This is a genomic window from Micromonospora sp. LA-10 (assembly GCF_051853095.1).
Classification (GTDB): Bacteria; Actinomycetota; Actinomycetes; order Mycobacteriales; family Micromonosporaceae; genus Micromonospora; species Micromonospora echinospora_A.
Genome location: NZ_CP195710.1, coordinates 890978 through 917348 on the forward strand (window position 1 = coordinate 890978; position 26371 = coordinate 917348).

The 26371-nt window shown below is 73.8% G+C and carries 23 protein-coding genes; 15 read left to right on the forward strand and 8 right to left on the reverse strand.

Features of this window, described 5'->3' with window-relative positions; all coding sequences use genetic code 11:
* Positions 1 to 22: 22 nt before the first annotated feature.
* The 7 genes from ACSDG8_RS04255 to ACSDG8_RS04285 are packed head-to-tail and all read right to left on the reverse strand — an operon-like array spanning position 23 to position 5887.
* Positions 23 to 952: an amidohydrolase family protein gene (locus ACSDG8_RS04255; protein WP_210942702.1), complete on the reverse strand. Its 930-nt coding sequence runs from the start codon at positions 950 to 952 to the stop codon at positions 23 to 25.
* Positions 952 to 1869, reverse strand: a complete 918-nt coding sequence (locus ACSDG8_RS04260) for an MBL fold metallo-hydrolase (protein WP_210942703.1) — start codon at positions 1867 to 1869, stop codon at positions 952 to 954. The genes ACSDG8_RS04255 and ACSDG8_RS04260 overlap by 1 nt, the downstream gene beginning before the upstream one ends.
* Positions 1866 to 2681, reverse strand: a complete 816-nt coding sequence (locus ACSDG8_RS04265; RefSeq protein ID WP_210942704.1) for an ABC transporter ATP-binding protein — start codon at positions 2679 to 2681, stop codon at positions 1866 to 1868. Before ACSDG8_RS04265 ends, ACSDG8_RS04260 begins: the two co-directional genes overlap by 4 nt.
* The gene (locus ACSDG8_RS04270) at positions 2678 to 3442 is read right to left on the reverse strand and encodes an ABC transporter permease (protein WP_439427670.1); all 765 of its coding nucleotides are present in this window, start codon (positions 3440 to 3442) and stop codon (positions 2678 to 2680) included. Before ACSDG8_RS04270 ends, ACSDG8_RS04265 begins: the two co-directional genes overlap by 4 nt.
* A complete protein-coding gene (locus tag ACSDG8_RS04275; RefSeq protein ID WP_210890971.1) occupies positions 3439 to 4200 on the reverse strand; it encodes an ABC transporter permease in 762 nt (253 codons plus the stop codon). Before ACSDG8_RS04275 ends, ACSDG8_RS04270 begins: the two co-directional genes overlap by 4 nt.
* Complete coding sequence (locus ACSDG8_RS04280; protein ID WP_210890969.1) at positions 4197 to 5171, reverse strand: ABC transporter substrate-binding protein; 975 nt, start codon at positions 5169 to 5171, stop codon at positions 4197 to 4199. Before ACSDG8_RS04280 ends, ACSDG8_RS04275 begins: the two co-directional genes overlap by 4 nt.
* Positions 5168 to 5887 carry a class II aldolase/adducin family protein gene (locus ACSDG8_RS04285; protein WP_210890967.1) on the reverse strand — a complete coding sequence of 240 codons (720 nt, stop codon included), beginning with the start codon at positions 5885 to 5887 and terminating at the stop codon, positions 5168 to 5170. Before ACSDG8_RS04285 ends, ACSDG8_RS04280 begins: the two co-directional genes overlap by 4 nt.
* Positions 5888 to 6111: 224 nt before the next feature.
* Here ACSDG8_RS04285 and ACSDG8_RS04290 point away from each other — a divergent pair, with 224 nt between their 5' ends.
* The 4 genes from ACSDG8_RS04290 (at position 6112) to ACSDG8_RS04305 (ending at position 10735) form a co-directional block, all read left to right on the forward strand.
* Positions 6112 to 6825 (forward strand): Clp protease N-terminal domain-containing protein, encoded by a 714-nt coding sequence (locus ACSDG8_RS04290; protein WP_210942706.1) that lies wholly within the window; start codon positions 6112 to 6114, stop codon positions 6823 to 6825.
* A 106-nt stretch (positions 6826 to 6931) separates the two neighbouring features.
* The gene (locus tag ACSDG8_RS04295; protein WP_210890963.1) at positions 6932 to 7120 is read left to right on the forward strand and encodes a hypothetical protein; all 189 of its coding nucleotides are present in this window, start codon (positions 6932 to 6934) and stop codon (positions 7118 to 7120) included.
* 95 nt (positions 7121 to 7215) lie between these two features.
* Entirely contained in the window at positions 7216 to 9906 is a 2691-nt protein-coding gene (locus ACSDG8_RS04300; RefSeq protein WP_210942707.1) for a thiopeptide-type bacteriocin biosynthesis protein, read from the forward strand.
* Complete coding sequence (locus ACSDG8_RS04305; RefSeq protein WP_210942708.1) at positions 9899 to 10735, forward strand: hypothetical protein; 837 nt, start codon at positions 9899 to 9901, stop codon at positions 10733 to 10735. Before ACSDG8_RS04300 ends, ACSDG8_RS04305 begins: the two co-directional genes overlap by 8 nt.
* Here ACSDG8_RS04305 and ACSDG8_RS04310 read toward each other — a convergent pair.
* On the reverse strand, positions 10687 to 11637 hold the full coding sequence (locus tag ACSDG8_RS04310; protein ID WP_439427671.1) for a hypothetical protein: 951 nt from the start codon (positions 11635 to 11637) through the stop codon (positions 10687 to 10689). The genes ACSDG8_RS04305 and ACSDG8_RS04310 overlap by 49 nt on opposite strands.
* Before the next feature lie 222 nt (positions 11638 to 11859).
* On the opposite strand from ACSDG8_RS04310, the gene ACSDG8_RS04315 reads away from it, so the two are divergent.
* The 11 genes from ACSDG8_RS04315 (at position 11860) to ACSDG8_RS04365 (ending at position 26339) form a co-directional block, all read left to right on the forward strand.
* Positions 11860 to 12864: a hypothetical protein gene (locus ACSDG8_RS04315; RefSeq protein WP_210890955.1), complete on the forward strand. Its 1005-nt coding sequence runs from the start codon at positions 11860 to 11862 to the stop codon at positions 12862 to 12864.
* A complete protein-coding gene (locus ACSDG8_RS04320) occupies positions 12861 to 14024 on the forward strand; it encodes a hypothetical protein (protein WP_210890953.1) in 1164 nt (387 codons plus the stop codon). Before ACSDG8_RS04315 ends, ACSDG8_RS04320 begins: the two co-directional genes overlap by 4 nt.
* A complete protein-coding gene (locus ACSDG8_RS04325) occupies positions 14021 to 16150 on the forward strand; it encodes an ATP-binding cassette domain-containing protein (protein ID WP_210890952.1) in 2130 nt (709 codons plus the stop codon). Before ACSDG8_RS04320 ends, ACSDG8_RS04325 begins: the two co-directional genes overlap by 4 nt.
* On the forward strand, positions 16143 to 17405 hold the full coding sequence (locus ACSDG8_RS04330) for an FAD-binding oxidoreductase (RefSeq protein WP_210890950.1): 1263 nt from the start codon (positions 16143 to 16145) through the stop codon (positions 17403 to 17405). The genes ACSDG8_RS04325 and ACSDG8_RS04330 overlap by 8 nt, the downstream gene beginning before the upstream one ends.
* On the forward strand, positions 17402 to 18448 hold the full coding sequence (locus ACSDG8_RS04335) for a glycosyltransferase (RefSeq protein ID WP_210890948.1): 1047 nt from the start codon (positions 17402 to 17404) through the stop codon (positions 18446 to 18448). The genes ACSDG8_RS04330 and ACSDG8_RS04335 overlap by 4 nt, the downstream gene beginning before the upstream one ends.
* Before the next feature lie 335 nt (positions 18449 to 18783).
* Entirely contained in the window at positions 18784 to 19839 is a 1056-nt protein-coding gene (locus ACSDG8_RS04340; RefSeq protein ID WP_210890946.1) for an NAD-dependent epimerase/dehydratase family protein, read from the forward strand.
* 41 nt (positions 19840 to 19880) lie between these two features.
* Positions 19881 to 20858, forward strand: coding sequence for an NAD-dependent epimerase/dehydratase family protein (locus tag ACSDG8_RS04345; RefSeq protein ID WP_210890944.1), 978 nt, complete (start codon positions 19881 to 19883; stop codon positions 20856 to 20858).
* Positions 20855 to 22006 (forward strand): aminotransferase class V-fold PLP-dependent enzyme, encoded by a 1152-nt coding sequence (locus ACSDG8_RS04350; protein WP_210890943.1) that lies wholly within the window; start codon positions 20855 to 20857, stop codon positions 22004 to 22006. The genes ACSDG8_RS04345 and ACSDG8_RS04350 overlap by 4 nt, the downstream gene beginning before the upstream one ends.
* Entirely contained in the window at positions 21991 to 22791 is an 801-nt protein-coding gene (locus ACSDG8_RS04355; RefSeq protein WP_210890941.1) for a methyltransferase domain-containing protein, read from the forward strand. The genes ACSDG8_RS04350 and ACSDG8_RS04355 overlap by 16 nt, the downstream gene beginning before the upstream one ends.
* Positions 22792 to 22876: 85 nt before the next feature.
* Entirely contained in the window at positions 22877 to 25000 is a 2124-nt protein-coding gene (locus ACSDG8_RS04360) for an AfsR/SARP family transcriptional regulator (RefSeq protein ID WP_210890939.1), read from the forward strand.
* 148 nt (positions 25001 to 25148) lie between these two features.
* On the forward strand, positions 25149 to 26339 hold the full coding sequence (locus ACSDG8_RS04365) for a cellulose binding domain-containing protein (protein ID WP_210942712.1): 1191 nt from the start codon (positions 25149 to 25151) through the stop codon (positions 26337 to 26339).
* The last annotated feature ends 32 nt before the right edge of the window (positions 26340 to 26371 follow it).

A 26371-nucleotide genomic window follows, 5' to 3' on the forward strand; every position in this document is an offset into this window, starting at 1 on the left:
CGCCGCAGCCCGGCGCCGGGGCTCAGCCGCGGCCCAGCAACCGCAGCGTGTTGCCGCCGGCCACCCGGGCCCGGTCGTCGGGGTCGAGGCCCGCGCCGAGCAGCGCCGCCTCGACCCGCTCCCTTGTGGTTTCCCGTTCGGCGACCGGCCAGTCCCCGCCGACGACCACGTGGTCGGCGCCGAGCAGGTCGGTGGCGAAGCGGATCGCCGACGGCGCGAAGCCCATCGTGTCGGCGTACACGTGGGCGCGCCGGTCCGGCGCGGTGAGCAACGCGCCCTCGTCGGTGGCGGCGGCGAGCGCCAGGCCGGCCATCCCGAGCATCGGGAAGACCACGTGCATGCCCGGCAGCGCGGCCAGGACGCCGCCGGTGAGCAGGGACAGCAGCGCGGCGGCGTTGACCGTGCCGCGGGCCAGCGACGTGCCGAGCCGGCCCAGGTGAGCGAACTCGGCGGTCAGCGTGGACCTGCTGATCGGATGCGCGAAGACCGGCACGCCCAGCTCGGCCGCGGCGGACAGGGTGGCACGGGCGGCCGGGTCGCCGAGCAGCCGCCCGTCCGCGGCGGCACAGTCGACCACCACGCCCGGCAGGCCCAGCTCGCGGACGGCCCGGACCACCTCCCCGGCGGCCGCGTCGCCGCCGAACGCGTCGATCGTGGCGAGCCCGGCGAGGCGGCCCGGGTGCGCGGCGACCACTGTGGCCAGATGGTCGTTGAGCCGCCGCTGGTCGTCCGGCCGGGTCCGTTCGCCGTGCGGTGTGACCATCGCCGGCGGGGCGCTGAGGACACGCAGGTCCACGCCGTGCCGGCCGGACTCGGCGAGCAGGCCGTCGAGGTCGGCGACCCGCCGCGCGGTGTCGGCCCAGCGGGCGGCGAGCACACCGGTGGCGTTGTGCGGCAGCACCGCGGGATAGTCCGGACAGGCGTGGTGGGTGTGGAAGTCCGCGATGAACATCAGACGTCGAGGAACGTGTAGGTGAAGCCGCGCTCGGCCCGGCGCACGTACCCGGCCGCGGGGAACGGGAAGTGCGCCGGCACGAGCAGGTCACCCGAGTCGGCCGCTCGTTCGAGCAGCCGGCGGCGCTGGTCGGCGGAGTCGCCCGGCACCACGCAGTAACGGATGCTCCACTCCGGCCGTTCCAGCTGGACGCCGTGGTGCAGCATGTCGCCGGCGAACAGCGCCCGCTCCCCGGCCGACTCGACGACCAGGTAGACGTTGCCCGGCGTGTGGCCGAACGCCGGCACCAGGTGCACCTGCGGGGACAGGACGTGGTCGGCCTCGATCAGGTCGAGCACCCCGGCGTCGCGCAGCGGCAGGATGCTGTCGGCGATGTAGTCGCCGGTACGCTGCATGGCCCGCGCGCCGTCCGGGCCGGTCCACCAGTCGAACTCCTCCCGGACCACCAGGTACCGGGCGTTCGGGAACGTCGGCTCCCAGCCGCCGCGGCCGTCCGCGCTGGTCGCGAACCCGACGTGGTCGACGTGCAGGTGGGTGAAGACGACGGTGTCGATGTCGCCGAGCGACACCCCGGCGCGGGCGAACTGTTCCAGGAACGGCCGGTCCGCCCGGTCGAACACGCCGCCGTTGCGCGGCTTGCCGTTGCCGCCGCCCGCGTCGACCAGGATCAGCCGGTCCGGCGTACGCAGCAGGTGGGCCTCCTGGTTGAGCAGGATCCGGCCGTCGTGGGTGAACGGTTCCCGGGTGTAGAACGCGCCGTCGGTCCACGACTCGGTCTCCATCTGCGGGAAGAACTCGGCCGGGTCCACGAAGTAGTCGACCTCGCGGATCGGGAAGACCTCGACCTCACCGACCCGGAAGGACCAGAGCGGGCCCTCGCCGCCGCCGGTGTCGGTCCATCGGGCGTTGCTCATGCCATCTCGCTCTCGGGTGTGCGGCGAGCGTGCGGCTCGCCGTCGGGGGTACGGCGGACCTGCGTCCACACTCGGGTGCGCAGCTCGCCGAAGCGGGCGGAGGAACGGGTGCCGATCTGTTCCCGGTCGGCGGGCAGGTCGACCGGGATGTCGGCCTGGACGCCGCAGACGCCGGCGCCGAGCACCACGACGCGCTGACTGAGGTAGACCGCCTCGTCGATGTCGTGGGTGACGAAGACGATGGTCATGCCGTAGCGCTTCCACAGCGCGGCCACCAGGTCCTCCAGGTCGGCGCGGGTCTGCGCGTCGACGGCGGAGAACGGCTCGTCCATCAGCAGCAGCCGGGGCCGGTAGGCGACCGCGCGGGCGATCGCGACGCGCTGCTGCATGCCGCCGGAGAGCTGCCAGGGGTACGCGCCGCCGGCCGCGCCGAGGCCGACCGCGTCGAGCGCGTCGGCGACGAGTTCCCGCCGCCGCGCCCGGCTCAGGTCCAGGTGCCGCAGCGGCAGCTCGACGTTCTGCCGGACCGTCTTCCAGGCGTACAGGCTGCGGCCGTACTCCTGGAAGACGACGCCGAGGCCGGGCGGCGGTTCGGTGACCGGACGGCCGGCGAACCGGACCTGCCCGGCGGTGGCCGGCAGCAGCCCGGCGACGATCTTGAGCAGGGTGGTCTTGCCGCAGCCGGACGGGCCGACGAGCGCGACGAACTCGCCCTCGGACACGGTCAGGTCGATCGCGGTCAGCACCTCGACGGTGCGTTCCCGGGCCCGGTAGGTCTTGCCGACCCCGGCGATCTCGAGCAGGGAGGTCATTGTGGCTCCGTGAGTTGTCCGGTGTGGCCGCGATGCCAGCGCAACGCGCGCCGCTCGACGAGTTCGAAGAGTTTGGCGAGCCCGAACCCGAGCAGGCCGATCAGCAGCACCCCGCTCCACATCTGCGGGATGGCGAAACTGCGCTGGAACTGCACCACTGTGAAGCCGAGCCCGTCGGTGCTCATCAGCATCTCGCTGACCACCATCAGGATGATCGACAGGCCGAGGGCCTGACGGGCGCCGGCGAAGATCTGCGGGCTCGCGCCGCGCAGCACGAGCAGGTGCCGGGTGCGGCGCGGCAGCCGGTACGCCGCGGCGGTCTCCAGCCCCACCTCGTCGGCGGCGCGGACGCCGTCGGCGGTGTTGAGCAGGATCGGCCAGACCGCGCCCACCGTGATGACGACCAGTTTGGTCGCGTCGCCGATGCCGACCGCCACCAGCAGCACCGGGATCAGCACCGGGGCGGGCAGCACCCGGAAGTACGCCAGCAGCGGGCCGGTCAGCGCGCGCGGCGCCGCCCACCGCCCGATCACGAAGCCGAGTACGACACCGGCGGCGAGCGCGATCGCGTAACCGGCGGCGAGACGCCACAGGCTGGGCACCACGTCGCTGACGAACGTGTCGGAGAACCACACGTCCCCGAACGCCTCGACGATCGTGCGCAGCGGCGGCAGGAACACGTTGGTGCTGCCGTCGCTGGCCACCCACCAGGCGGCCACGAGCGCCGCGGGCAGGCCGAGCGCGTAACCGAGGGCCCTCATGCGACGGCCTCCCGGCGGGTCGCCACGTGCCAGTGCAGCAGCCGCCGCTCGGCCAGCCGGGCGAGCTGGTCGAGGCCGATGCCGAGCCCGCCGGTGAGCAGCACCAGCGCGTACATGCCGGTGGACTCGCCGGACTCCTGGCTGCTCCAGATCATCTCGCCGAGCCCGGCGGCGCCCATCACCAGTCCGCCGGTCAGGGCCAGCGCCAGCGCGACCGAGACGATCAGGCGCAGCGCCGTGCCGAGGTACGGCAGCACCGTCGGCCAGGTGACGTGCACGATCCGGGCCAGCCGGCCGAGCCGGAACGCGCGGGCGGTCTCCACCGCCACCCGGTCGACGTCGCGCAGACCGTAGAGCACCTGGAACACGACGATCCAGAAGCAGGACACGGCGACCAGCAGCACCGTGATCTGCCGGACGTCGAGCACGAGCACCAGCACCGGGATCAGCACGATCGACGGGACCGGCCGCAGGAAGTCGAGAGTGGAGGAGGTGGCCCGGCGCACCTGCGGCACCGAGCCCAGCGCGAACCCGGCCAGGATGCCGGCGGCCAGCGCGATGACCAGGCCGACCGCCACCGCCGCCAGCGTACGACCGGTCGCCGTCCAGAACCGCTCCTCGGTGAGCAGGCGCAGCGCCTCGGGTACCACAGCGCTCAGCGGCGGCACGTGCTCGGGGTCGAAGAACAGGCGGGCGAGGATCTCGTACGCCGCGGCCGCGCCCGCCAGGCCCACGGCGCCGAGCCACCTCCTGCTCACTTGAGGATCAGTTCGTCGAGGTCGGGTGTGGTGGTGATGAGCCCGTCGCGCTGGGCGTAGCCGGCGAGCTTCTCGGCGGCCTGACGGCTGACCTCGTCACGCAGACCGGTCAGGGTGATCTTCGCGGCCACCTCCGGCTTGATCTCGGTGAACGTGGGGATCTTCGCGCGCACCTCGTCCTCGTGGTCGCGGGCGTACGCGTACGCCTCCCGTACCGCGTCCCGGAACGCCGTGACGGTCTTCGCGTTCTTCGAGGCGTACGAGCCGGCCGCGTACCACGCGGAGACCGTGAGGTCGGGGGCCAGGTCGGTGAAGCCCCAGCCGACCGGCACCGCGCCCTGCGCCTTGGCCGCCGACAGGAACGGCTCGACGACCCAGGCGCCGTCCACCCGGCCCGTGCCGACCGCCGCCGGCGCCTGCGGGAACGGGATCTCGACCAGCTTGACCTTCGCCGGGTCACCGCCGTCGGCGCGGACCGCCTCGCGGGCCGCCGCCGCGGCGATGTTGGTGAGGATGTTGACCGAGACGGTCCTGCCTTCGAGCTGCTTCGCGCTGGTGATGCCGGAGTCGCCCTTGACCACCAGGGCGCCGTAGTCGGCGCCGGCCTTGCCGGTGGACGCGGAGGCCGGCACCACGGCCTTGACGTCCAGGCCCTTGGACCGGGCGACGATCAGCGTGGTGAGGTCGCCGGTGGCGAAGTCGACCTTGCCGGCCAGCACGGCCGGCACAGAGGTCAGGTCGGACGCCTCGGTGTCGACCTCGACCTTGAGGCCGTGCCTGGCGAAGATGCCCCGCTCCTGGGCGAGGTAGATGGGCGCGAGGTGGCCCAGCGGCGCCGAGGCGAGCCGGACGGTGGTGAGGCCGTCGGCGCTCGCCGCGGCGGGCTCGTCGCCCTCGCCGCACGCGGCGAGCGACGTGGTGAGCAGGACAGCGGTGAGGGCGCCGGCGATGCGGCGGCTCCTGGTGGTCATGCGGGCTTCTCCTCAAAACGCAGGCGCAGGTCGAGGTCGTGGACGTGGTCGGGGAACGGGGCCGGGCCGCCCAGCGGCTCGGCGCCGATGCTGGAGACGGCCGCCTCCTCGATGGCCACGACGAGGCTCGCGGCGTGCCGGGCGGAGTCGCCGGCGACGAGCAGGCCGTGGTTGCCGAGCAGGATCGCGTACGTGCGGGGGTGCGCTGCGAACGTCTCGGCGATCGACCGCACCGCCTCCTCGGTGCCGCGTGGCGCCCACGGCGCGACCGGGATGTCGACCGGCTGACCGTGCACCAGCAGGGCCTCGTACCGGGCCGGCAGCGACACTCCGGCGAGGGCGTAGCTGGTGGCGTACGGCGAATGGGTGTGGATGACGGCGTTGACGTCGGGCCGGGCCTGGTAGACGCCGATGTGCATCTTCAGGATCGCGGCCACCGACGGGCTGGGCGTCCCTTCGTGGACGGTGCCGTCGAGGCCGACCACGACGACGTCGTCGTTGACGGTGCGCAGCGCGGGCGCCGCGACCCGCAGGTCGTCGGCGGGCCACGGGCGCAGCAGTTCCCCGGCGTTGACGAGCAGGCGGTCGTCGTGGCCGGGGATCCGGACGCTGATGTTGCCGTGTCCGCTGGCCGACATGGCCGAGGCGGCGAAGAGCTTGTTGATGCCGGCGGTCAGGTCGGCGCGGGCTTTCTGGACAGGGTCGTGCTGAGTCATGGCGTGAGGGGCCTTAAGGAGTCGGCCGTGCGCGGAGGCACGACGAGGCGACGTGTGCGAAGCGAGCCGGTGGGGCTCAGCGGCGACAGAGCGCGCTGGACGTACGGCCCTGGTCGAGGGCACGTCGGGTGGTCAGCAGCGCGGGCATAACCCTACTATAACCCTAGGAAATGTAGGCGATCAAGGGGTGACCGGCTCGGCTCTCGCGTGACAGGATCGGTCAGGTGCCCAAGGTCAACGTTTATCTGCCCGACGCCCTCGCCGACCGCGTGCGCGACGCCCGGCTGCCGGTCTCCCGGATCTGCCAGACCGCGCTGACCGAGGCGCTGGACGGCGCCGCGGGCGCGGCCCACGAGACACCCGCCACCCGGGCGCTGCCCGCCGGGCTCACCCTGACCCCGCCGGCCAACCACCACGTCGCGGCGATCCTGCACCAGGCGTACGCCCTCGCGTCCGCCTCCGGCGCGGGCACGTTGGAGCCGGTCCACCTGCTGCGGGCCTTCCTCGACGAGGGCGAGAGCCTGGTGCTGAACACCGTCGAACTGCTCGGCTTCCCCGCCGCCACGATCCGCGCGGCCCTGGGCGAGACCCCCGCCGCCGCGGCGACACCGACCGAGCCCGTCACGTCGCCGGCCGCCCGGGCGGTGCTGGCGGCCGCCGCCGCGCAGGCCACCGCGCACGCCTCGGCCGTCACCACCGGCAGCCACCTGCTGCTCGGGCTGCTGCGCGACGACGGCGACGCGGGCGACGCGCTGCGCCGCACCGGGGTGAGCGCCGTCGTCACGCCCGCCGCGCTCTCCGCTCTCTACCACGGCGTCGCGTTCGGGCGGATGCTGCCCGGGCGCGACGCCGACACGACGGTCCTGCGCGTGATGATGCACGACGTCCTCGAGCGGCTCGACCGGCTGCAGAAGCGGCTCGACGCGACCGGCGGCTGACGCGCGGCGCCGAGATCGACCAGCTTCGCATAGCGCCCAGATAGGGAGCGGGTAGCGCCGTTCGTGAGACTGGGTTCTCCGTGGCCCCGACAACAGGAGAGCGATCATGTCCGTCGATCAGAACGCGCCCGGCCAGACCTGGGAGGAGAGCTTCATCGATCTCGATGACCTGGAGCTTCCCGACATCGAGCTGGAGAACCTCGAAGGCATCGCCGGCGGCACCAGCGGCCAGAACTGCGCCAGCAAGCTGACCGCCACGATGACCTGTGGCGACAAGTGCGGGTTCAAGTACTGAGCGACAAGGATCAGCCCGTCCGGGGTGCGGGTCGGCTTCCGGCTCACACCCCGGACGGCCCATGCCCTGACTGTCAAGGCTAGGTGAGGCACGACGTGGAACTGTCCGCCCTGGAGTGGTGCCTCGTGCGGGTGCCGATGCTGCCCGCGGCCGGACGCCCCGGCGGGGACGCCGTCGAGGAAGACCTCCCGCAGCGGCTGCTCGACCTGGCGCTCCACTACGTGGCGACCTACGGCCGCTCTCCCGACGAGGACCAGAGCTGGCGCGACGACCCGGCCCTCGGGGCCGTGTACGCCAACCGCGCCCGGCACCGGCCGGTCCCGTTCGGCCTGTTCACCTTCAGCGCCCTCGCCGACGTGGTGGAGCACGCCGGGCCCACGCGGGTCGACCTGGCGACCGAGGTGCTGGTGCACCGGGTGGACCCGGCCCAGGCCACCGACGACTGGTTCGTCAACCCGACCCTCGCCGCCGACTCCGGCCGGTGGATGTACGTCCGCAGCGACCGCAACGGTTCCGTCTCCGCGCCCGACACCGCCGGTGTGCGGCACGTGGTGTCCCTCCGCGACGCCGGACCGCGCCCCGCCTCGGCATGGATCGCGGATCTCGGCCCGGACCTGTTCGAGCAGTACGGGCAGCGGCAACTCCTGCTCCGGGCCCACACGCCGGAACCGTTCCTCGACCCCGGCGGGACGGCGGAACAGGTCGCGGATCCGGTCGGCGCGGTACGGATCGAGGAACGGCCGTTCCGGCCCGACCAGTTCGTCGAGGCGTACACCGAGGTGCGTCCCACCATCGGCCGGGCCGCCGCCGGGGCGCTGGTGGCGGGCGCAGAGCGTGCGCTGCGGGCCGTGCCGCCCTCGGAGCTGATGCAGCCGGTGCGGTCGTACCTGGAATCCAGCGTGACCGGCGCGGCGGTGCCCCTGTCCTGGCTGCTGAGCGCGCCGCGGGACCATCCGCTGGGAGGCTGGCGGCGCGAGCCGCGCGAGTCCGTCGAGCCGGAGCCGCACCGCTACCCCACGGCGCCGCGACGGCTGTTCGTGCCGGCCGCGCAACGCGACCACACCCTGGTCGAGTGGTGGCACGCCGATCACGACTTCGACAGATGGTTCCCCCCGGACGAGGCGCCGCCCGCGCCGGTCGACGGCCCCCGCCACGGCCTGGCGCACGGTGCGGTGCTCGGCGAGCCGGTCTCGGGCGCCGACGTCTGGTTGAAGGGGGTGATGCCCAAGCTCTCGGCCGGGCCGGCCGCCCGCATCGCCGACCGGTTGAAGCTGCCGCCGCAGCCGGCGACCGACGGCTCCGGCCGACTCGTCGTGGAGCTGGGCTGGACGCCCCTGGACAAGCGGTGGCCGCTGAACCGCCGGCCGGCGGAGGCCCGGCGCCGCCGATTCAACGTCAACCTGCCCCGGCGCCCCGGGGACATCGGGCCGGACGACCTGATGGTGACGGTGCTCGAAGGCCGGCTCCACCTGGTGCACCGGCATGACGGACGCCTCGTCGACCTGCGCTTCGACAGCATGGTCACGCTGGGGCATCCGCTCAACCCGTGGGTGGTGCGGCTGCTGGCCCTGATCGCCGAGGACACCGGCGGGTGCATGGCCGACCCGCTCTACGTGCTGCCGCCCGGCGCCGTGGTGCCGCGAATCGTCGGCGGGCGCTGTCTGTTCGCCCGGCGCGGCGTCGTGCTCGACGCGCAGCACCGGGCCGACCTGCTCGCGCTGGCCGACGACCCGGCGGCGTTGTCCGGCGTGCTCACCGAGGTCGGCCTCGGGCCGGTGGTGGAGGTGACCGAGGAGGTCCCGGACCGCGTCATGCGGATCGACGTCACCGACCCGGAACAGCGGCTGTGGCTGCGACGCCGGTTGCGCCGCACGGGCCGCCTGCTGCTGCAGGAGGTGCTGCCCCTGGCCAGTCCGGTCACCTCCGGCCTCGGCGAGCACCTCCACGACGTCTGGGTGCCGTGGCTGCGGACCGACGTGCCGCCGAGCCCGCGGCTGTCCACCACCCGGATGGTCGACCGGCCGCCGACGCCGGACCCGGACTGGACGAGCTGGTACGTGTACGCGCCGGACCTGGTGGTGGAGAGCTGGCTCGCCCGCGCCGACGTGGTCGACCTGATGGACCGGGCCGAGTTGTTCTACATCAGGTACCGGGACGAGCGGCCGCACCTGCGCATCCGGCTACGGTCGACGGTCCCCCGCGACGACCTGCTGGCGAGCCTGCGGGCGCATCTGGACGCGCAGTCCCCGCACCACCACTGCGAGATCGACGAGCGGCCCTGGACGCCGGAGGACCACCGCTACGGCGGTCGGGAAGCGCGGCCGGCGGTCCTGCGGCACTTCTGCGCGGACTCCGCGTGGTGGGCCCGTCACCTCGCCGCCCGACCCAGGCAGCCGGCGCGCTACACGCTCGCGGCCGCCCGGATCGCGGCGTGGGCGCACCAGCTCGCCGGGACCGACGCGTTGTCGCTGTTCGCTGACCTGCGCGGGCTGGATCCCCGGCTGCCCAGCTCACGTGACCAACGGGAGTGGATGGCCACCTACCGGACGAACCGGCGCGACCTGGAGCGTGGGCTGAGCCGTGAGCTGGACCGCCCGGACCCGACCCTGGACCTCCTGTCCGGGCTGGACCCCGACGCCTACCGGCTCACGCTCAACAGCATGATCCACATGACGGTCAACCGGGGCATGCCGGTGGTCGAGGCGGTACCCCGCGAGCGGGAGATCGTGCTGGCCGCCGCCCGGGTGCTGAAGTCGCACGCGGCCCGGCTGGGACACGATGCCTGAGGGTCTGGTCGGGGTGCACGCCTACTGGCAGGTGTCCCGGTCGCACCCGCGCGGCTACCGTCAGCTCGTCGCGCTGACCTGGCTGCTGAGCATCCTGTCGTGGCAGCGCCACGCCGGCCCGATGGAGCTGTTCGCCGACGAGCCGACCGTCGAGTGGCTCGACTCGATCGGGCACCTCCAGCACTACGACCGGGTCACGCGGCTCGACGACACCGGCCTCGACGACCGGTACGACCGGGCCACCTGCTTCGCGCTGCCTAAACTGCTCGCGCTGGAGCGCCACCCGACCGCGGTGCTCGTCGACACCGACGCCTACCTGCTCGCGCCGCTGCGGCTGAGCGGCCCCGGTTCGCACTTCGCCCACCTGGAGAGCGGCGACGTGGACTTCTACGCCAACTTGCGGGCGCTGTCCAACCCGGCGGGGGTGGACCTGCCGGACAACCTGGACCTGGTGGGGAACACCTCGTTGTTCCGGGCGGCCGACGCCGGGCTCGCCCGCCGCATCAGCGCGGCCGGACTCGCCTTCCTGGCACACAACCCCACCACCCCGGGACGCGACGTGCACCTGCACATGACCGTCGCCGAGCAGGTCCTCGCCACCCATCTCACGCTCCGGTCCGGAGCGCCGATGGCGAACATCTTCGGCGCGGTCTGGCGATTCGGGCACGGCTGGCTGACCGCCCCTCCCGCCTACGGCCACCTGTGGCACGTCAAACGCGCCGAGACCGCCGAGGACGTCGTCGTGGCGTTCCAGGGACTTCGTCAGCACCTCGCCGCGGTCTACGGAGTCGACGACGAGCGGATCCGCTCGTCGCTGCGGCGCGCCTGATCCGTCGCGGCGGCCACGATCGGCGTGAGCTCGTCGATCGGCGCGAGCCGGTCGAGATCAGCCGGGTAGTGCCGCGCCACCTCGGTCACCAGCCGCAGCAGATAGCGGGCCCGGTACGTCCGGTCGTGGGCAAGCATCCGCTTGCGGATCCACGTGTGGTGGAACGGCCCGCCGGCGGTGTCGCCCGACCACCCGCGCCGCGGCGGGTCCCAGACCGCGGGCACGACCGCCGCGTGGCTCAGCCCCAGCCGGTCCGCCTCGACGAGCACCAGACGCTGTTCGCAGAACGCGGGCAGAGCGACGGGATTCAGGCCCGCCGGAGCCGCGTTGCCGCGCATGAACCGCATCGCCGCGTCGGTGAAGGCCGCCCGGTGCGCGTCGTCGTGGAACACCGCCACCGCGGTGTTCGCGGCCCAGTCCCGCACCGGTACGCCCGCGACGACCCGGTCCGCCCCCGGCAACCGCTCCACTGGCGGATAGACGTCGCCACGGGCGAATTCCTTGTGCGCGAAGACGAAGTCGGCGCCGCCGAGTGCCAGCGGCGCGAGCAGGAACAGATCGAGGTCCAGCATCGCCACCGGGGCACGCTCGGCGGACAGCGCCACGAGCTTGCCGCCGGTGAAGTAGACGACCGGGTCGATCTCCCCCGGGTCGATGCCGTCCAGCGCCGTGTCGACGTCGGCGTAGAGGTCCAGCAGGCCGAGCCGGTCCAGGACGTGGGCGCCGTGCGCGTCGGTGTGCAGGCGGACCGGCCCGTGGAACCGCTGCCACGACCGGACCGACAGGAGGATCGTGACGACCTCCCACGGCGGGATCGTGTGGTGGTCCGACCGGGCGCGGCCGGGCGCGGTCCAGAGGGTGTGGAACGCCGGCATCCGCGGGAAAACGTCATCCACAGTCATTCACCGATCACGCGGAGACAATTGTTCGTGAATTCCGGGCAAGGCTAGGTGAGGCTTGTCGTGGGGGCAACTCCCGGCCGGCGAATAGCGGACGCATAACGTGCGGAGACCGGGCGCGGTTACCGTCCCCGATGTATTCGGCTGGCGGAATCGCTTTCGGGGGTGGTGCCGGTGGAATTCGACGGTACGGCGGGTGAACGGATCGGCTGCGGAAAGACGGGCATGAGCCACACCATCACTGTCAGCGGCGCGCCAACGCGGCCGGCGTACCGGCTCGCCGCCACCCGGCTGTGGCTGCGCGGCGGCCCGGACGAGGTCCGGAGCCTGGTGGCCGGCCTCGATCTCGTCCGACAGGTCGCACGCGAGGACACCAGCGAGGCCTGGCTCTGCATGATCGGCAACGGCACTGCGCACTACCTGTCGACGTACGCGAGCGACGAGGTGCTTGCCAGGCTGTACGCCGGGGCCAACGAGGTGTACGGCGTGGTCGCCCCGGTCGGCCGGCTCGGCACGGGCGCGGACGGCGGCGCGGTGGTCGACGGCTGCTGGCGGTTCGGCTCCGGAGCGAACCGGGCCGCGTACATGGCCATGGGCTGCGAGCCGGTCGCCGGGCGGCGGACCACCGTCCTGATCGAACGCGCGCACCTGCGGGTCGAATCCGTATGGGCGGGTCCGGGGCTGCTCGCCACCGGGAGCCACACCCTCCGCGCGGACGGCGTGCGGCTGCGCCCCGACGACGTGCTCGACATGTCGGTCGTACCGTCCGGCCGGCCGACGGGCATCTACGCCGACGGCCAGCTCTTCCTGGCCAACATGCCGGGCGTGGCGATCGGGCTGGCCGAACGGTTGCTGGAACTGCTCGGCCCGGGCCTGCCGGCCGGGTCGTCCTGGCACGCCTCGTACGCCGACGCCTTCGCCCGCACGGTCCTCGCCCGGCGCAGCCTCACCGGGCTGCTGCAGGGCCTCGACGCGCTCGCCCGCGAGGGCCGGCTCGGACCGTTGGCGCCGGTCCTGCGCGCCGAGTACAACGCCGTCCTCTGCGCCGCCTACCACGTCTGCCTCGACGCGGTCGTCACGCTGACCGGGGCGTGCGACACGGACGACGCCGACCTGCGAGAGCAGTTGACACAGGCACGCGTGGACGCGCTCACGATGAAGCCCCACGGAGCGATGCGGCCCGCCGTCCCGCCGGCACCCGCGTCCACCCCGCAGGAGGCACTCGTATGACCCCGGGCCCGTCACCCGACGCGCCGCCGCGTCCCGGCCACCGCCCTGCCGTCCCGGCGGCCGCGGGGCAGAACGCCCCGGCGCCGGACGTCGAGCCGGCGCGCCGGTTGCTCCGCCGGTTGGTGGCCCACCTGCAGGTACGCGGCCGGGCCAGCGCGGACGCGCTGGCGGCCCTCGCCCTGCTCGCCGCGCGTCTCGGCCACCGTTCGCTGGCGGCGTCGCTGACCCGGGTGGCGCTGCGTGACCAGGCGCCCTACGACTACCGGACCGCCTGGTTGCTGCACCGGCTGGCCGGTCACTGCCTGGCGGGGAGCGAGGACCACGCCGCGCTGCTCGCGGGCACCGGCGAGCGGGCGGTCGAGGTGCTGCTCGCCCGCTACCGCTACACCACCACGGCCGGCGACGTGGACCCGATCAACGGCGCCGGGAGCGCCGGGATGGCGCTGTGGGAGGCCGCCGGCGAGCCGACCCGCGCGGAGCTGCTGCCGTCGCTGCGGGAGACCGCCCGGGCGATCGTGCGGCGGCCGCGCAACGACCTGTACCACGGCCGCAGCGGCGGCGTCCTGCTGCTGCGCATGCTCGGCCGGCGCTACGGTCGGGACGCGGTGATGACCACCGCTGTCGACACTGTCGTACGGGACTACCAGCTGCTCGATCCGGCCGTGGTGGACACCGGCGTCCTGGGCACCGGCGGGGTCACCCTGTGTTCCGGCCCGGCCGGGATGCTCGCCGCCGTCGGCCCGGCGGCCGACCCGGCCGTGCTGGCGGCGTTCGTCCACGCCCCCGTCACCCGGGCCTGCCTGGACCGGCTCGACCACCTGCTGGCCGACGAGACCGCCGACGTCACCGTCTGCCACGGCCTCGGCGGGATCAGCCTCGGCGCCCGGCTCTCCCCGTGCTGGCGCGAGCTGGTCGGCCCGCAGCGCCGGGCGCGGCTGACCGAGCGGCTCGCCACCTACCTCGACCATGTCGAGGACGCGGAGGTGGCGGCCGTCTTCGACACGCCGTTCGCCCGCTCCGTGCTCGAGCACCCGTTCGGGGTCGCGCTGGCGCTGGCCGAGAACGCCAACTCCACCGCGCTGTGGTGGGGCGCCGCGGTGAGCCTCCCCGACGGCACACCGGCCGGGATCGGCCACCCGGCGATCGGAGCGGACGGATGACGCAGAGTCTGCAGATCGAGGACAACGACTGCGGGGTGCAGGCGCTGACCACCAGCCTGCACCTGCTGGGGCACGACGTCTCCGTGCCGGCCCTGCGCGAGGCGCTGGCCATGCGCGGCGCACGCTCCATGCGGGACCTGCGGGACGCCTCGGCCGCGGTGTGCGGGGTCCGCTACCGCGGCAAGCGGGACTGCCCGTTCACCGCGCTGACCACCGGCGCCATAGTGCACCTGCGGGCCGACCACTTCGTCACCGTCGAGCGGCGGCGCCGGCGCCGGGTGCGGGTCTTCGACCCGGCTTTCGGCTCCACCTGGCTGGACGAGCGCGGCTACCAGGAGCGGGCCAGCGGCTGGGTGCTGCTGCCGGTCACCCCCGCCACGCCCGGCGACACTCCCCCACCCGCACGCCGGAGCAGGTGGACGTCCCGGGCCGCCTCGGCCCGGCGGGCCCGCCGGGCGGCCCGTGCCGCCTGGTTGTGGCCGATGATGCGCGCCGGCCAGGTCACCTTCCGCCAGATGCTGCCGGTGATCGCCGTGAGCCTGTTGCTCTACACCGGCCTGACCCTGCTCAACACCGTGCTGATGCCGTACCTCGACCGGGTCACCTCCGAGCCGGGCTCGCTGGGTGCCCTGATCGCCGCCCTGGCGGTGTTCTGCGTCGCGCTCAGCGCGCTGTACTGGTTCCAGCACCGTCAGTCCGTCGCTCTCGGGCTGAGGTTCGACCGGGCCATGCTCGCGCACCTGGCCGACCGGATGACCCGTACGTCGGCGACGACCGAGATGACCTCCGGCGGGCTGCTGCACCGCGTGCAGAGCGCGCGGGAGGTCCGGGCGGCTGGCACCGAACTGGCCCTGTCGGTGATCACCGACGCGGTCGCCGTGGTGATCCTGCTGGGATTCATGGCGTCGATGTCGCTTCCCCTGACGGGCGTGGTGGTGGCCCTCGCCGCCGTCCAGGTCGCGCTGTCGCTGCTCGCCCGACGGCCGATCAACCGGACGTACGAGGAGCAGTTGCGGCTGGACAGCGAGGCCCAGGAGGTCCTGATCACCATGAGCCGCGGGCTGACCACGTTCCGCGGCCTCGGCGCGGCCTCGCATCTGCGCGCCGAGCACGGCCGCCGCTTCGACCTGCTGATCGAGTCGGTACGAGGGCTGGAGTACCGCCTGGCCCGGGTGCACGGACCGACGAACGCCCTGCGCGTCGCCGGCCTGTACGTGGTCCTCGTCCTCGGCGCGGTCCTGCTGTCGGCCGGTCTGGTCAGCACCGGCGAGCTGTTCGGCTTCCTCACCCTCGGCGGCGCGGTGCTGTTCGCGGCCACCTCGATCGCACAGAACCTCCCGGTCATCGCCACCCTGGAACGTCAACTGCGGTACGTGGCGTCGCTGTTCACGATGCCCGTGATGCCCGCCGGCGCCGCCACCGAGCCGGTGCCGGACGCGCCGGCGGTGGTGCTGGACGGCGTCCGCGTCCACCGGCCGGCGCAACGGTTCGACCTGCGGCTGGACCTGCGGGTCGAGCGAGGCGAGACGGTCACGGTCGGCGGGGTCAGCGGGATCGGCAAGTCCACGATGGCCCAGATCGTCAGCGGCCTGGACCCGGCGCCCACCGGCGCCGCCGTCGTCTTCGGCGTCCCGGTCGCCGACTGGAACCCCGACCGGCTCCGCCCCCGGGTCTGTTACGTGCCGCCGCGCTCGGACTTCCTGCACACCACCATCCGGGACAGCCTGTCCAGCGGCACGCCGGACCTCGACGACAGCGAGATCCTGGAGATGCTGTCCCTGATGGAACTGGACGCGGTGATGCGTCCGCTGCGGCTCGGCCTGCGTACGTCGCTGCGGATCAACGGCTCCACGTTCAGCGCCGGCGAGGTGCAGCGGTTCGCGCTGGCCCGGGCCCTGCTGCGCCGGCCCTCGCTGCTGATCCTCGACGAGGCCACCAACTCCCTGGACCGGGACATGGAGTTGCGCCTGCTGTCGGTGATCCAGCAGCGGGTGGAGACGTTGATGGTGATCAGCCACCGGCCGGTCGGTCAGCACCTGGGCAGCCGGCACGTGAGCATCGTCCGGGACGACACCGGCGTCTCCCGCGTGGTGACCGGTGAACGCGCGGTGGCCGCCGGTGCCTGACGCCGGCCTGCTCGACCGGCTGGCGCGGACCGGCGCCGCGGTGGCGCGGCCGTCCGGGTCCACGGTGCTCGACGGGCACCCGCCGGACTGGGTGGTGGAGCCGCGCTCGCTGGCCGCGCTCACCGCTGTCGTGCGGCTCCTCGACGACAGCGGCGTCCGGTGGCGGGTCGACGCCCGCGGACGCAACTGGGGCTACGACGACGCCCGGGTACGGGAACCCGGACTGATCGTCCGGCTCGCCCGGCTGGACAAACTGCACCTGGACCTCGAACTCGGTCTCGCGACGGTGCAGCCCGGCGTGACCTTCGCACAGCTCAACACGGCGCTGCGGGACGCGGACGCCCGGTTCCAGCTGCCCGAGCCGGGGTCCGGACCGCACACCTCGGTGCTCGGCAACGCCCTGGACCGGGGCCTGCTCGCCGGGCTCGGCGAACGGGAACGCTACTGTCGCGACTTCCTGGTCATGACGCGCGACGGCACGCTCACCCGGCTGGGCTGGACGGACGAGGACGACGAACGGGTCCGGCGGGCCCTGCCCTACCCACCCGGCCCGCACCACCACGGGTCGGTGTTCCAGACCGCCGGGTACGGCCCGGTCGTGGTCGAGCTGACCCACGTCCTTCAGGTGGTGCCCGCACGGCTGGCCCGGCTGGCGGTGCTCGCCGGTCCGGAGCCGACCGAGGACCTGATCCGCTGCTGGCGCACGATGCTCCTGGAGGATCTGGTGAGCGCCTCGATCCTGGTGCCGCCGGCCCGCCGGCGGGCCCAGGGCATCGCCACCGCCCACGACGGGCTCGTCCTCGACCTGCAGGTCACCGCCGGTTCCGCCACGCTCCTGCGGGCCAAGGCCACCGACGTGCAGCGGCTGACCCGACAGTACGGTCAGCGGCTGGCCCTCCAGACCTCGGCGTACCCGGGCGACCTGACGATCCTCGGTGGTGACAGCGAACGTCCCGAGGTGGTCGGCGACCTCGCCCAGGGGCTGGAGTGGCACACCGCGACGCTGCCGTTCGCGCCATCGGTCATCACCGCCTTCGCCCGGGCCGTGCGGACCGAGCCGCTCCTGACGGACACGCTCTGGACCCTGCGACCGCTCGACGCCCGCGCCGCCGTCTGGCTGTCCCCCTTCGTCTACCGAAAGGACGACCCGGCCGGCATCGACCTGCTGCGCCGGCGCGTGGCCGCCTTCCACCGCATCCGCGACGAGTTCCGGCTCCCTCGCTACCGTTCCGGCGGGGCACGCCCGCCCCGATGAGGCATCTCCTGGTCACCAGCGTCCACCGGATCTCCACCGGGCAGTCGGGAGAGGCCTGCCACCTGCGGCAACTCGCCACGGCGATACAAGCCGGCGGGGACCGGGTGACGGTGCTGGACGGGCCGATGGACCCGGGGACGCCCCTCGCCGATCCTGCCGCCCTCGGATCGCTTGGCCGGCGGCTGGACGAGCTGATCGGCCGGGACCGCCCGGACGCGGCCCTGCTCTGGGGGCATCTCGGCGAGGAGACCCCGCTGGCCCGGTCGCTGCGCGCGGCCGGCGTGCCGCTCGTGCTGGAGCATCCCGCCGCCGACCTCCCGCCCGTACCGGAGACCGTCCGGCTGGCCGACCGGGTCGTGGTCCCGTCCCGCTTCGCCCAGCGCCTCTTCGCCACCCAGACCGGTCTCGACGCCCAGCCGATCGAGCCGCTCCTGCGTCCCTGCACCTGCCCGCCCGACGCGTCCGGCGACCGGTCCGCCGGGCGGCGCCGGGCCGGTCCGTACCGCCTCACCTTCATCAACCCGGAACCGGCGAAGGGCCTCGGGGTGGTTCTGCGGCTGGTCCGGGCCAGCGCCCAGGCCGGGCTTCCGTTTCGCTTCCGCTTCGTCGAGGGCCGGTGGACCGCCGCCGACCTGGCCCGGTTCGGCGTCGTGCCGGGAGATCCGCCCGGCCTGGAGATCGCCGGATACCGGACGGACGTCTGCTCCTGGTACGCCGACACGGACCTCCTGCTGGTGCCGAGTCTCTGGCGGGAGAGTTTCGGGATGGTCGCCCGCGAGGCCGCGATCCACGGGATCCCGGTGGTGGCCACCCGGGTCGGCGGGCTGCCCGAGGCTGTCGGTGACGGCGGGATCTGCCTGGACCCTCCGGAGTGGGAGGACGGCTACCAGGTACGGATGACCGGGCCCGAGATCCGGGCGTGGCTGGAGGCGATCGTCGCGGGGTTGCGGCGCGGGCGCCGGCCCCGGCCCGGACTGCTGTCCCACACCGCCGCCGACAGTCTCCGGTCGTACCGCAGGGTACTGGGACTCGGGCCGGCCTGACGGTCCGCCAGCAGCAATTCGTCACCTTCAGTGAGTAAACCCATCGGAATGGTGAGCGCCGCGTTACCTATACGAGACCACTGTGGCGTTGTCGCTCGGTCGGCGAGCCCCATAGCCTGAAATTGATACGGGGTATCCGGTACCCGCCCATCGCGGGCGGCGACGCGACGGACGGCATGGCGCGGGATCACCCGGCTGCGACGACTGACAGCCTCCGCGACAGCAGAACGTCACTGACAGTGAGCGAGGTCGTGGTGGAATCAGAGTCTCCGGACTGTCCTCGACAACCCGCCACGGAGCCGGCGCCCGCCTCGATGGCGGATGGCCGATACCTGGTGACCGGCGGACTCGGCTTCCTCGGCGGCCACCTCGTACGCCGTCTGCTGGCCCTCGGCGGCGAGGTGACCGTCTTCGACAAGGACGTGACGGCGGCGCGGACGGCGCGACTGCGGGCCGCGGTGCCGGCAGCGGCCGCGGATCGGCTGCGCGTCGTGGCCGGCGACATCCGGCGTCCCGAGGACATCCAGCAGGCCCTGGCCGACAGCCCGTTCCGGTCGGTGTTCCACCTGGCGGCGTACTCGGTGATCGAGCGGGCGGCCCAGGACCCGGCCGGCGCGATCGCCACGAACGCGCTCGGCACTGTCAACCTGCTCGAAGCGCTGCGCCGCGCCCCGGCCACCCTGCCGGACTCGGTGGTCATCGCCTCCACCGACAAGGTGTACGGCGAGATGGAGGGCGCCCGCTACACGGAGCAGAGCGCGCTGCGGGGCATCGGCGTCTACGACGCGGCCAAGCTCGCCGGAGACGTCATGGGCCAGGCCTTCCACCAGTGCTTTCACGTCCCCACCGTCGTCCTGCGACTGTGCAACGTGTTCGGTCCGGACGACCCGAACCGCCGCTATCGGCTCATCCCCCGGGCGCTGTCTTTCCTCTTCGACCCGGCCGGCCCGGTGGCGCCGGAGCTGTACTTCGAGTCCATCGGCCACTGGCGGGACTACATCTTCGTCGACGACGTGGTGGCGGCGCTGCTGCTGGCCGCCGTCCGGCCCGCCTGCCGGGGTGAGGTGTTCAACATCGCCGGCTGCGTCAACCTGAGCACGCCTGAGGTTCTGCGGCGGGTCGTCGAGGTCGCGGCCGACCACGAGGAGGGTCACGACCCGCGGCGAGCCGAGAGAATCATGGAAAACGGGTTCCGGGTGGTGGTGCGGGGGCAGACGTCAGGGGTGACGACGATCAGCCGGCAGCACCTCGACGGCACGAAGTTCGGCGAGATCACCTCCTTCCGTCCGAGCGTCGACTTCGACCAGGGGCTCACCCGGACCGTACGGGCGGCCCGCGCCTGGCACCTCGACCCGACGGCACGGCCGGTGCTCGCCGGCACGGCGCGATGAACGCCCCCACTCCCGCGTCGCTTATGTCCACAATGGACTCGGTGACGTTCTGGGCCGGCCGCCGGGTGCTGGTCACCGGCGGCTGCGGCTTCGGCGGCGGGCACCTGGTGACCCGGCTGGTCGCGCTCGGCGCCGAGGTGGGCGTGCTCGACCGCGACCCGGAGCAGCCCGGGGTCCTGGCCGCGGGGCCGATTCGCAGGCACGTCGAGGTGCGCCGGGGCGACGTCCGCGACGAGACGGCCGTCGGGGATTCGCTGCGCCGGTGGCGACCGCAGGCGGTGTTCCACCTGGCCGCCCAGCCGCTGGTACCCGAGAGTGTCCGCGAGCCGGCGGAGACGCTCGCGGTGAACGCGGGCGGCACCTACACGCTGCTGGAGGCGGTCCGCAGGGACGAGCGCGTCGAGGCGTTCGTCCTCGCCTCCACCGGCGGCTACTACGGGGAGAACCACGACGACCGGCCGCTGCGCGAGGACGACCCCGCGCGCGCCGGCGCGAACCTCTACGGCGCTTCCAAGATCGCCGCGGACGTGGCAGTACAGGCGTACGCCCGCACGTTCGGCCTGCGCGCCTCGGTGTGCCGGTTCATGAACACCTACGGGCCCGGTGACCGGCAGACCTCGCGCCTCGTGCCGCACGCGATCCGGCTGCTGCGCGAGGGCAGCCCGTACGACTTCGGGTCGCGCGACGACGGCACGACCCGGCTCGACTTCCTGTACGTCGGTGACATGGTCGAGGGCTACCTGCGCGTCGCCGAGCGGCTCGCCACACATCCCGGCGCCTGCTACAACTTCGGCTCCGGGCGGCCGACCGCCATCCGCGACGTGGCGCAGATGGTCAGCCAGGCGTACGACGGGGTGGCCCGGGTGCCGATCTTCCGGGGCCCTCGACGGGACCGGCCGATCGTCAAGAGCCTGGACATCACCCGGGCGCGGACCGACCTGGGCTGGACGCCGGCGGTCCCCCTCGCCGAAGGGCTCGCCCGCACCGTCCGCTCCGCCGAGGCGGTGCCGGCCGGATGAGCGGGCCGCTGGAGCGGCTCCTGCGCGACGCCGCGTACCGCTGCGAGGTCTTCCCGGTGTCCCGGGACCGGACCTTCCTCGCCCACGCCGCCGTGGCGCCGCTGCCCCGGCCGGTGGTCGAGGCGGTCACCGGCTACCTGGAGCGGGCCGCCGGGGAGGGCCAGTTCGACCTGCTCTGCCCCGGCCTGGCCGACGACACCCGGCGGCTCGCCGCCGACCTGCTCCACGTCGACGCCGACGAGATCGCCCTGAGCCCCTCCACATCGGCCTCCCTGAGCACGGTCGCCGGCGCGCTGCGCTGGCGGCGCGGGGACCGGATCCTGGTGCTCGCCGACGACTTCCCGAGCCTGCCGCTGCCCTGGCTCAACCTGCGCGAGCAGGGCGTCGAGGTGGCCTTCCTGCCCTACCGGGACACACCGCTGGGCACCGCCGAGGTGCTCGACGCCGTGGACGGCCGGACCCGGCTGGTGGTCCTCTCCACCGCCCACTTCGTGACCGGCCGCCCGGTGGCCGATCTGTCCGGTCTGGGGCGTGCCCTGCGCGGGCGTTCGGTGCTGCTGGCCGTCGACGCGATCCAGACGCTCGGCGCGTTCCCCCTGGACGCCCGCGACGTCGACTTCCTCGCCGCGGACGGCCACAAGTGGCTGCTCGCCCCGGCCGGGATGGGCGTGCTCTACGTCCGCCGTGCGCTGCTGGACCGGCTGCGGGTGCCGGCGGTCGGCTGGCACAGCCTGCGCGACCCCAAGCGCTACACCGCCGACGGACCGCTCGCCGGGGACGCCCGGCGGTTCGAGCCCGGTTCCCTCAACGTGCTGGGGCTGCTCGGGCTCAGGGCCGCGCTGACCCTGCTCGCCGCGGTCGGCTCCGCCGCCGTCGCCGACCGGCTGCGCGCCCTGCGCCGGACGCTGGTCACCGGCCTGACCGAACGCGGGTTCCACGTGCCCGGCGCGGACGTGCCGGAGTGGAGCGGCATCACCGCGTTCCGCCCCGACCACGTCGAGGCCGACGTCCTGGCCCGGCGTCTGCTGACCGCCGGGGTGGTGACGTCGGTACGCCGGATGCCCGGCTCCGGGATCGCACACATCCGGCTGGCTCCGCACTACTACACCGCCGACGAGGACCTGGAGCGGTTGTGGGCGGCGCTGTGAACCCCGGCGCGCCGCACGCCTTCGACGGTCTCGCCGCCCAGTACGTGGCCCTCACGAGCACGCCGTGGCAGCGGCTGCGTCATCGGCTGATCACCGCCAACCTCGACCGGCACCTGACCGCCGCCCACCGGAGCTGGCTGGACGTGGGCGCCGGGGACGGCCTGCTCGCCGTCGAGCTGGCCACCCGGGGCCGTCGGGTCACCCTTGTCGAACCCGCCGCCGACCTGCGGGACGTGGCGCGGCAGCGGCTGACCTCGGCCGGGCTGCTCGATTCCTGCGAGGTCGTCGCGGGCAGTGTCGACGACGTCCCCCGCCTGCTGACCGGGCGCCCGACGCAGGGGCTCAGCCTGCACAACGTCCTGGAGTACCTGCCGGACGCCGAGCGCGCCCTGGACGAGTGCCTGCGCCCACTTCCATCCGGCTGCCTGGTCTCGGTGGTGGTCGGCAACCCGTACGGGCAGCTGCTGGCCGACGCCGCGCGCGGCGCGGACCCCGTCGACCTGCTCGACCGGCTCCGCGCCGGCACTCTCACCGTCGGGCTCGACGGGCGCCGCTTCACACGCCCGCCGCTGCCCGTCGAGGACGTGGCCGGGTGGATGCGGGCCGCCGGATCGCACGTCGTCGGACGCTACGGCGTGCGGGTCCTCAACGACCTGATGGCCGCCGCGCCGGGCGGCCGTACCCCCGACCCGGAGGCCGTGTTCGCCCTCGACCGCGCCGCCGGGGACGATCCGGTGCTGTCCCAGGTGGCCCGGTACGTCCACCTGGTCGGGGAGAAGCGATGAGCGCCGTCGCGTCGATCCGCTCCGGGGTCTGCGCCCACCCTCCGGCGGTCCCGCTGGCGCGGATCGGGAAACCGGTCCTGAGGCCATGACGCTGCGGTTCACCGTCCTCGGCCCGGTGGCCGTCACCGTGGCGGGGCGCACTGTGGAGATCCCCCGGCCGCGCCGGCTCACGGTACTGGCGTACCTGCTGCTCAACGCCAACCAGCTGGTGACCGTGGACCGGTTGATCGACGCGACCTGGGGTCCCGCGCCACCGGCCACGGCCCGCGCGCAGATCCAGTCCGACATCCACGCGCTGCGCCGGGCCATCCGGGCCGCCGGCTCCCCGGAGGAGCCGATCTCGACCCAGCCGGGCGGATACCGGTTGGACCTGCGCCCGGAACAACTGGACCTGAACCTCTTCACCGACCAGGCGGCACGCGCCCGGGCCGAGGCCGACCGGGGGCGGCTGGCCTCGGCCGCCGAGCTGATGCGCGCGGCCCTGTCGCTGTGGCGCGGCCCGGCCCTGGCCGGGGTCGGCGGCGACCAGCTCGCGCCGGCCCGCGCCCGGCTGGAGGAACTCCGGCTCGACGAGTACGAATGGCTGGTCAACCTGGAACTGATGCTGGGGCGGCACCACCGGCTGATCGCGGAGCTGACCGAGCACGTCACCGAGCATCCGCTGCGCGAGCGGCTGCGCGTACAACTGATGCTGGCGCTGTACCGCGGCGGCCGGCAGCCGGACGCCCTGCGGGTCGGCCGCGAGGGCCGCCAGCTCCTCGCCGCGGAGTACGGACTGGACCCGGGGCCGGCCCTGTCCGAGATGGAGACGGCGATCCTGCGCCAGGACCCGGCGCTGAACCTGGCGCACGAGACGCCGGGCGAGCCGGTCGCGGCGGCCGACGACGGACCCGCCGGCCCGCCCGCGCCGCATGCGCCGGCCCAGTTGCCGCCGGCCACGCTCCCGTTCGCCGGCCGCGCCGACGACGTCGCCCTCCTCGCCGGCGCCCTGACCGGCGCGCCGCGCCCGCACGGCTGCCCCTCGCCGCCGGTGCTGCTGCTGCACGGCATGCCCGGCGTCGGCAAGACCGCGCTGGCGGTGCACGTCGCGCACGCCGCCGCGGCCGGGCACCCGGACGGGCACCTCTACCTCGACCTGCGCGGCAGCGCCGCGGAGCCGTGCAGCCCACGGCACGTGGTGGCGCAGGCCCTGCGCGGTCTCGGCATGGACCCCCGGGACATCCCGAACTCCCTGGCCGAGCGGGCAGCCCTGTACCGCAGCCTGCTCGCCCGCCGGCGGCTGCTGGTCATGCTGGACGACGCCGGCTCGGTCGACCAGGTCCAGCCGCTCGTTCCGGCCGCGCCGGGCTGTGGCGTCATCGTGACCAGCCGGTACCTGCTGGACCTGCCCGGCGCGCTGCGCCACCGGGTCGACCCGCTGCCCGAGGAGGCGGCGCTGGATGCCCTCGCGGCCCACCTCGACACCGACCGGGCGGCGGAGCCGGATGCGGCCCGGGCCGTCGTACGGGCCTGCGGCGGGCATCCCCTCGCGCTGCGTGTCGCGGCGGCCCGTGTCCGGTCCGGGACGTGGCTGGCCGATCTCGCGGACCTGCTCGGCAGTCCCCGGCACGTGCTGGACGAGCTGGTCGTCGACGGGATCTCGGTCCGGGAGAGCCTCGCTGCGGTGTACGGGGCGTTGAGCCCGGCCGCGGCCCGGGTGCTCGCGGCGATGGCCGGGCTGCCCACACCCACGGTGCCGGACTGGGTGCCGATGACCTGCGCCGGGCTGGACCCACGCGAGGCGGTCCGGGCGCTGGACGAGCTGGTCCGCTGCCACCTGCTCACGCTCGCCCCGCAGACGACGCCCGGACCGAACCGCTACCGGGTGCACCGGCTGGTCGCCGCGTTGACGCTCGACGGCGCCCGCGGCCCCGGCGCGTCCGGCGACGCGGTGACCCGCGCCGCGCAGACGTGGGGCGTGCTGGCCACCGAGGCGCTGCGCCGCATCGACGCGCCCCGGGCCCCGTGCGGCACGTCGCCGGTGGATCTGCGCGACCGGGCCCTCGCCGACCCGGGCAGGTGGCTGCGGGAGGAGCGGCCGAACCTCGCGGCGGTGCTGGCCCTCGCCCACGCCCGCGACTGGCCGGAGCTGGCCCTGCGGATGACCGCCGCGCTTGCCGGCGAGGGCGACGACGGCCGGGGCGATCCGCCGCTGCCGACCGCCAACTGATCGAGCCGGGGCGCCGCCCCGGCCGCCCGACCAGCGCGAAGTCGCGCCCACCCAGCGGACGTTACATTGACACTTTTCGTTACGACGGTGATAGTAACCGCACACCGTCACCACCAAGGGCGCCGTCGCGTCAGTCGCTGGAGGACCGATGAGAAGGAGATCGAGCATCTACGCGGGACTGGCGGCCGCAGTCGTTTCGGCCGCCTCCGTGATCATGGCGTTCGGCGCGACACCCGCGGGCGCCGCGATCGGCGGCTCCGGCCCCTACCCCGCCGACTACGAAACCTCGTCCACCCTGGCCAACCACACCATCTTCCGGCCACAGACGCTCCCGTCCGAACGCCTTCCCGTCCTGGTGTGGGGCAACGGCGCGTGTTCGGCCAACGGCCTGTCCCAGGGCAACTTCCTCCGCGAGATCGCCTCCCACGGCTTCCTCGCCATCGCCAACGGCGCGCCGAACGGCTCCGGCTCCACCAACGCCCAGATGCTCACCCAGTCCATCGACTGGGCGGTGGCGGAGAACTCCCGGTCCGGCAGCAAGTACTACAACCGGCTCGACACCACGAAGATCGCCGTCGCCGGCTTCTCCTGCGGCGGCCTGGAGGCGTACGCCGTCTCCAACGACCCGCGCGTCACCACGACCGGCATCTTCAGCAGCGGCCTGCTGAACGACGCCGACGACTACCAGTTGCGCCGGCTGACCAAACCCATCGCGTACTTCGTCGGCGGGCCCAGCGACATCGCCTACCCCAACGCCATGGACGACTGGGGCAAGCTGCCGTCCGGGCTGCCCGCGTTCATGGGCAACCTGAACGTCGGCCACGGCGGCACCTACGACCAGCCCAACGGCGGCGAGTTCGGCCGGGTGGCGGTGCTCTACCTGAAGTGGCGCCTGAAGGGCGACGTGAGCGCCGGGGCCAACTTCGTCGGCCCGGACTGTGGCCTGTGCCGCACCCAGTGGACGGTCCAGCAGAAGAACCTGACGCTCGACGGCGACCCGCCGCCCACGACGCCGCCGCCCACCACGCCGCCGCCCGGCGGAGGCCCGTCCTGTTCGGCCGCCTACGTGGTGCAGGACCAGTGGAACGGCGGGTTCGTCGCCACCGTCACGGTCACCGCCGGCAACACGGCACTGAACGGCTGGCGCGTGACGCTCACCCTGCCGGCCGGAGCATCGATCAGCTCGTTGTGGAACGGTGTGCCCAGCGGCACCAGCGGCACCGTCACCGTGGCGAACCAGAGCTACAACGGGCGGGTCGGCGCGGGCCAGACCACCACCTTCGGATTCCAGGGCGTCGGCAACGGCGGCGGCGCCACCGTCACGTGCGCAGGAAGCTGAGACACGGCTGACGCGGCGGCGACGGCCGCGTC

Coding starts and splice junctions, on each gene's coding strand:
- ACSDG8_RS04255 (WP_210942702.1), bottom strand. CDS start 952: ATGTTCATCGCGGACTTCCACACCCACCACGCCTGTCCGGACTATCCC.
- ACSDG8_RS04260 (WP_210942703.1), bottom strand. CDS start 1,869: ATGAGCAACGCCCGATGGACCGACACCGGCGGCGGCGAGGGCCCGCTC.
- ACSDG8_RS04265 (WP_210942704.1), bottom strand. CDS start 2,681: ATGACCTCCCTGCTCGAGATCGCCGGGGTCGGCAAGACCTACCGGGCC.
- ACSDG8_RS04270 (WP_439427670.1), bottom strand. CDS start 3,442: ATGAGGGCCCTCGGTTACGCGCTCGGCCTGCCCGCGGCGCTCGTGGCC.
- ACSDG8_RS04280 (WP_210890969.1), bottom strand. CDS start 5,171: ATGACCACCAGGAGCCGCCGCATCGCCGGCGCCCTCACCGCTGTCCTG.
- ACSDG8_RS04285 (WP_210890967.1), bottom strand. CDS start 5,887: ATGACTCAGCACGACCCTGTCCAGAAAGCCCGCGCCGACCTGACCGCC.
- ACSDG8_RS04295 (WP_210890963.1), top strand. CDS start 6,932: ATGTCCGTCGATCAGAACGCGCCCGGCCAGACCTGGGAGGAGAGCTTC.
- ACSDG8_RS04305 (WP_210942708.1), top strand. CDS start 9,899: ATGCCTGAGGGTCTGGTCGGGGTGCACGCCTACTGGCAGGTGTCCCGG.
- ACSDG8_RS04310 (WP_439427671.1), bottom strand. CDS start 11,637: ATGACTGTGGATGACGTTTTCCCGCGGATGCCGGCGTTCCACACCCTC.
- ACSDG8_RS04315 (WP_210890955.1), top strand. CDS start 11,860: ATGAGCCACACCATCACTGTCAGCGGCGCGCCAACGCGGCCGGCGTAC.
- ACSDG8_RS04320 (WP_210890953.1), top strand. CDS start 12,861: ATGACCCCGGGCCCGTCACCCGACGCGCCGCCGCGTCCCGGCCACCGC.
- ACSDG8_RS04325 (WP_210890952.1), top strand. CDS start 14,021: ATGACGCAGAGTCTGCAGATCGAGGACAACGACTGCGGGGTGCAGGCG.
- ACSDG8_RS04335 (WP_210890948.1), top strand. CDS start 17,402: ATGAGGCATCTCCTGGTCACCAGCGTCCACCGGATCTCCACCGGGCAG.
- ACSDG8_RS04350 (WP_210890943.1), top strand. CDS start 20,855: ATGAGCGGGCCGCTGGAGCGGCTCCTGCGCGACGCCGCGTACCGCTGC.
- ACSDG8_RS04360 (WP_210890939.1), top strand. CDS start 22,877: ATGACGCTGCGGTTCACCGTCCTCGGCCCGGTGGCCGTCACCGTGGCG.
- ACSDG8_RS04365 (WP_210942712.1), top strand. CDS start 25,149: ATGAGAAGGAGATCGAGCATCTACGCGGGACTGGCGGCCGCAGTCGTT.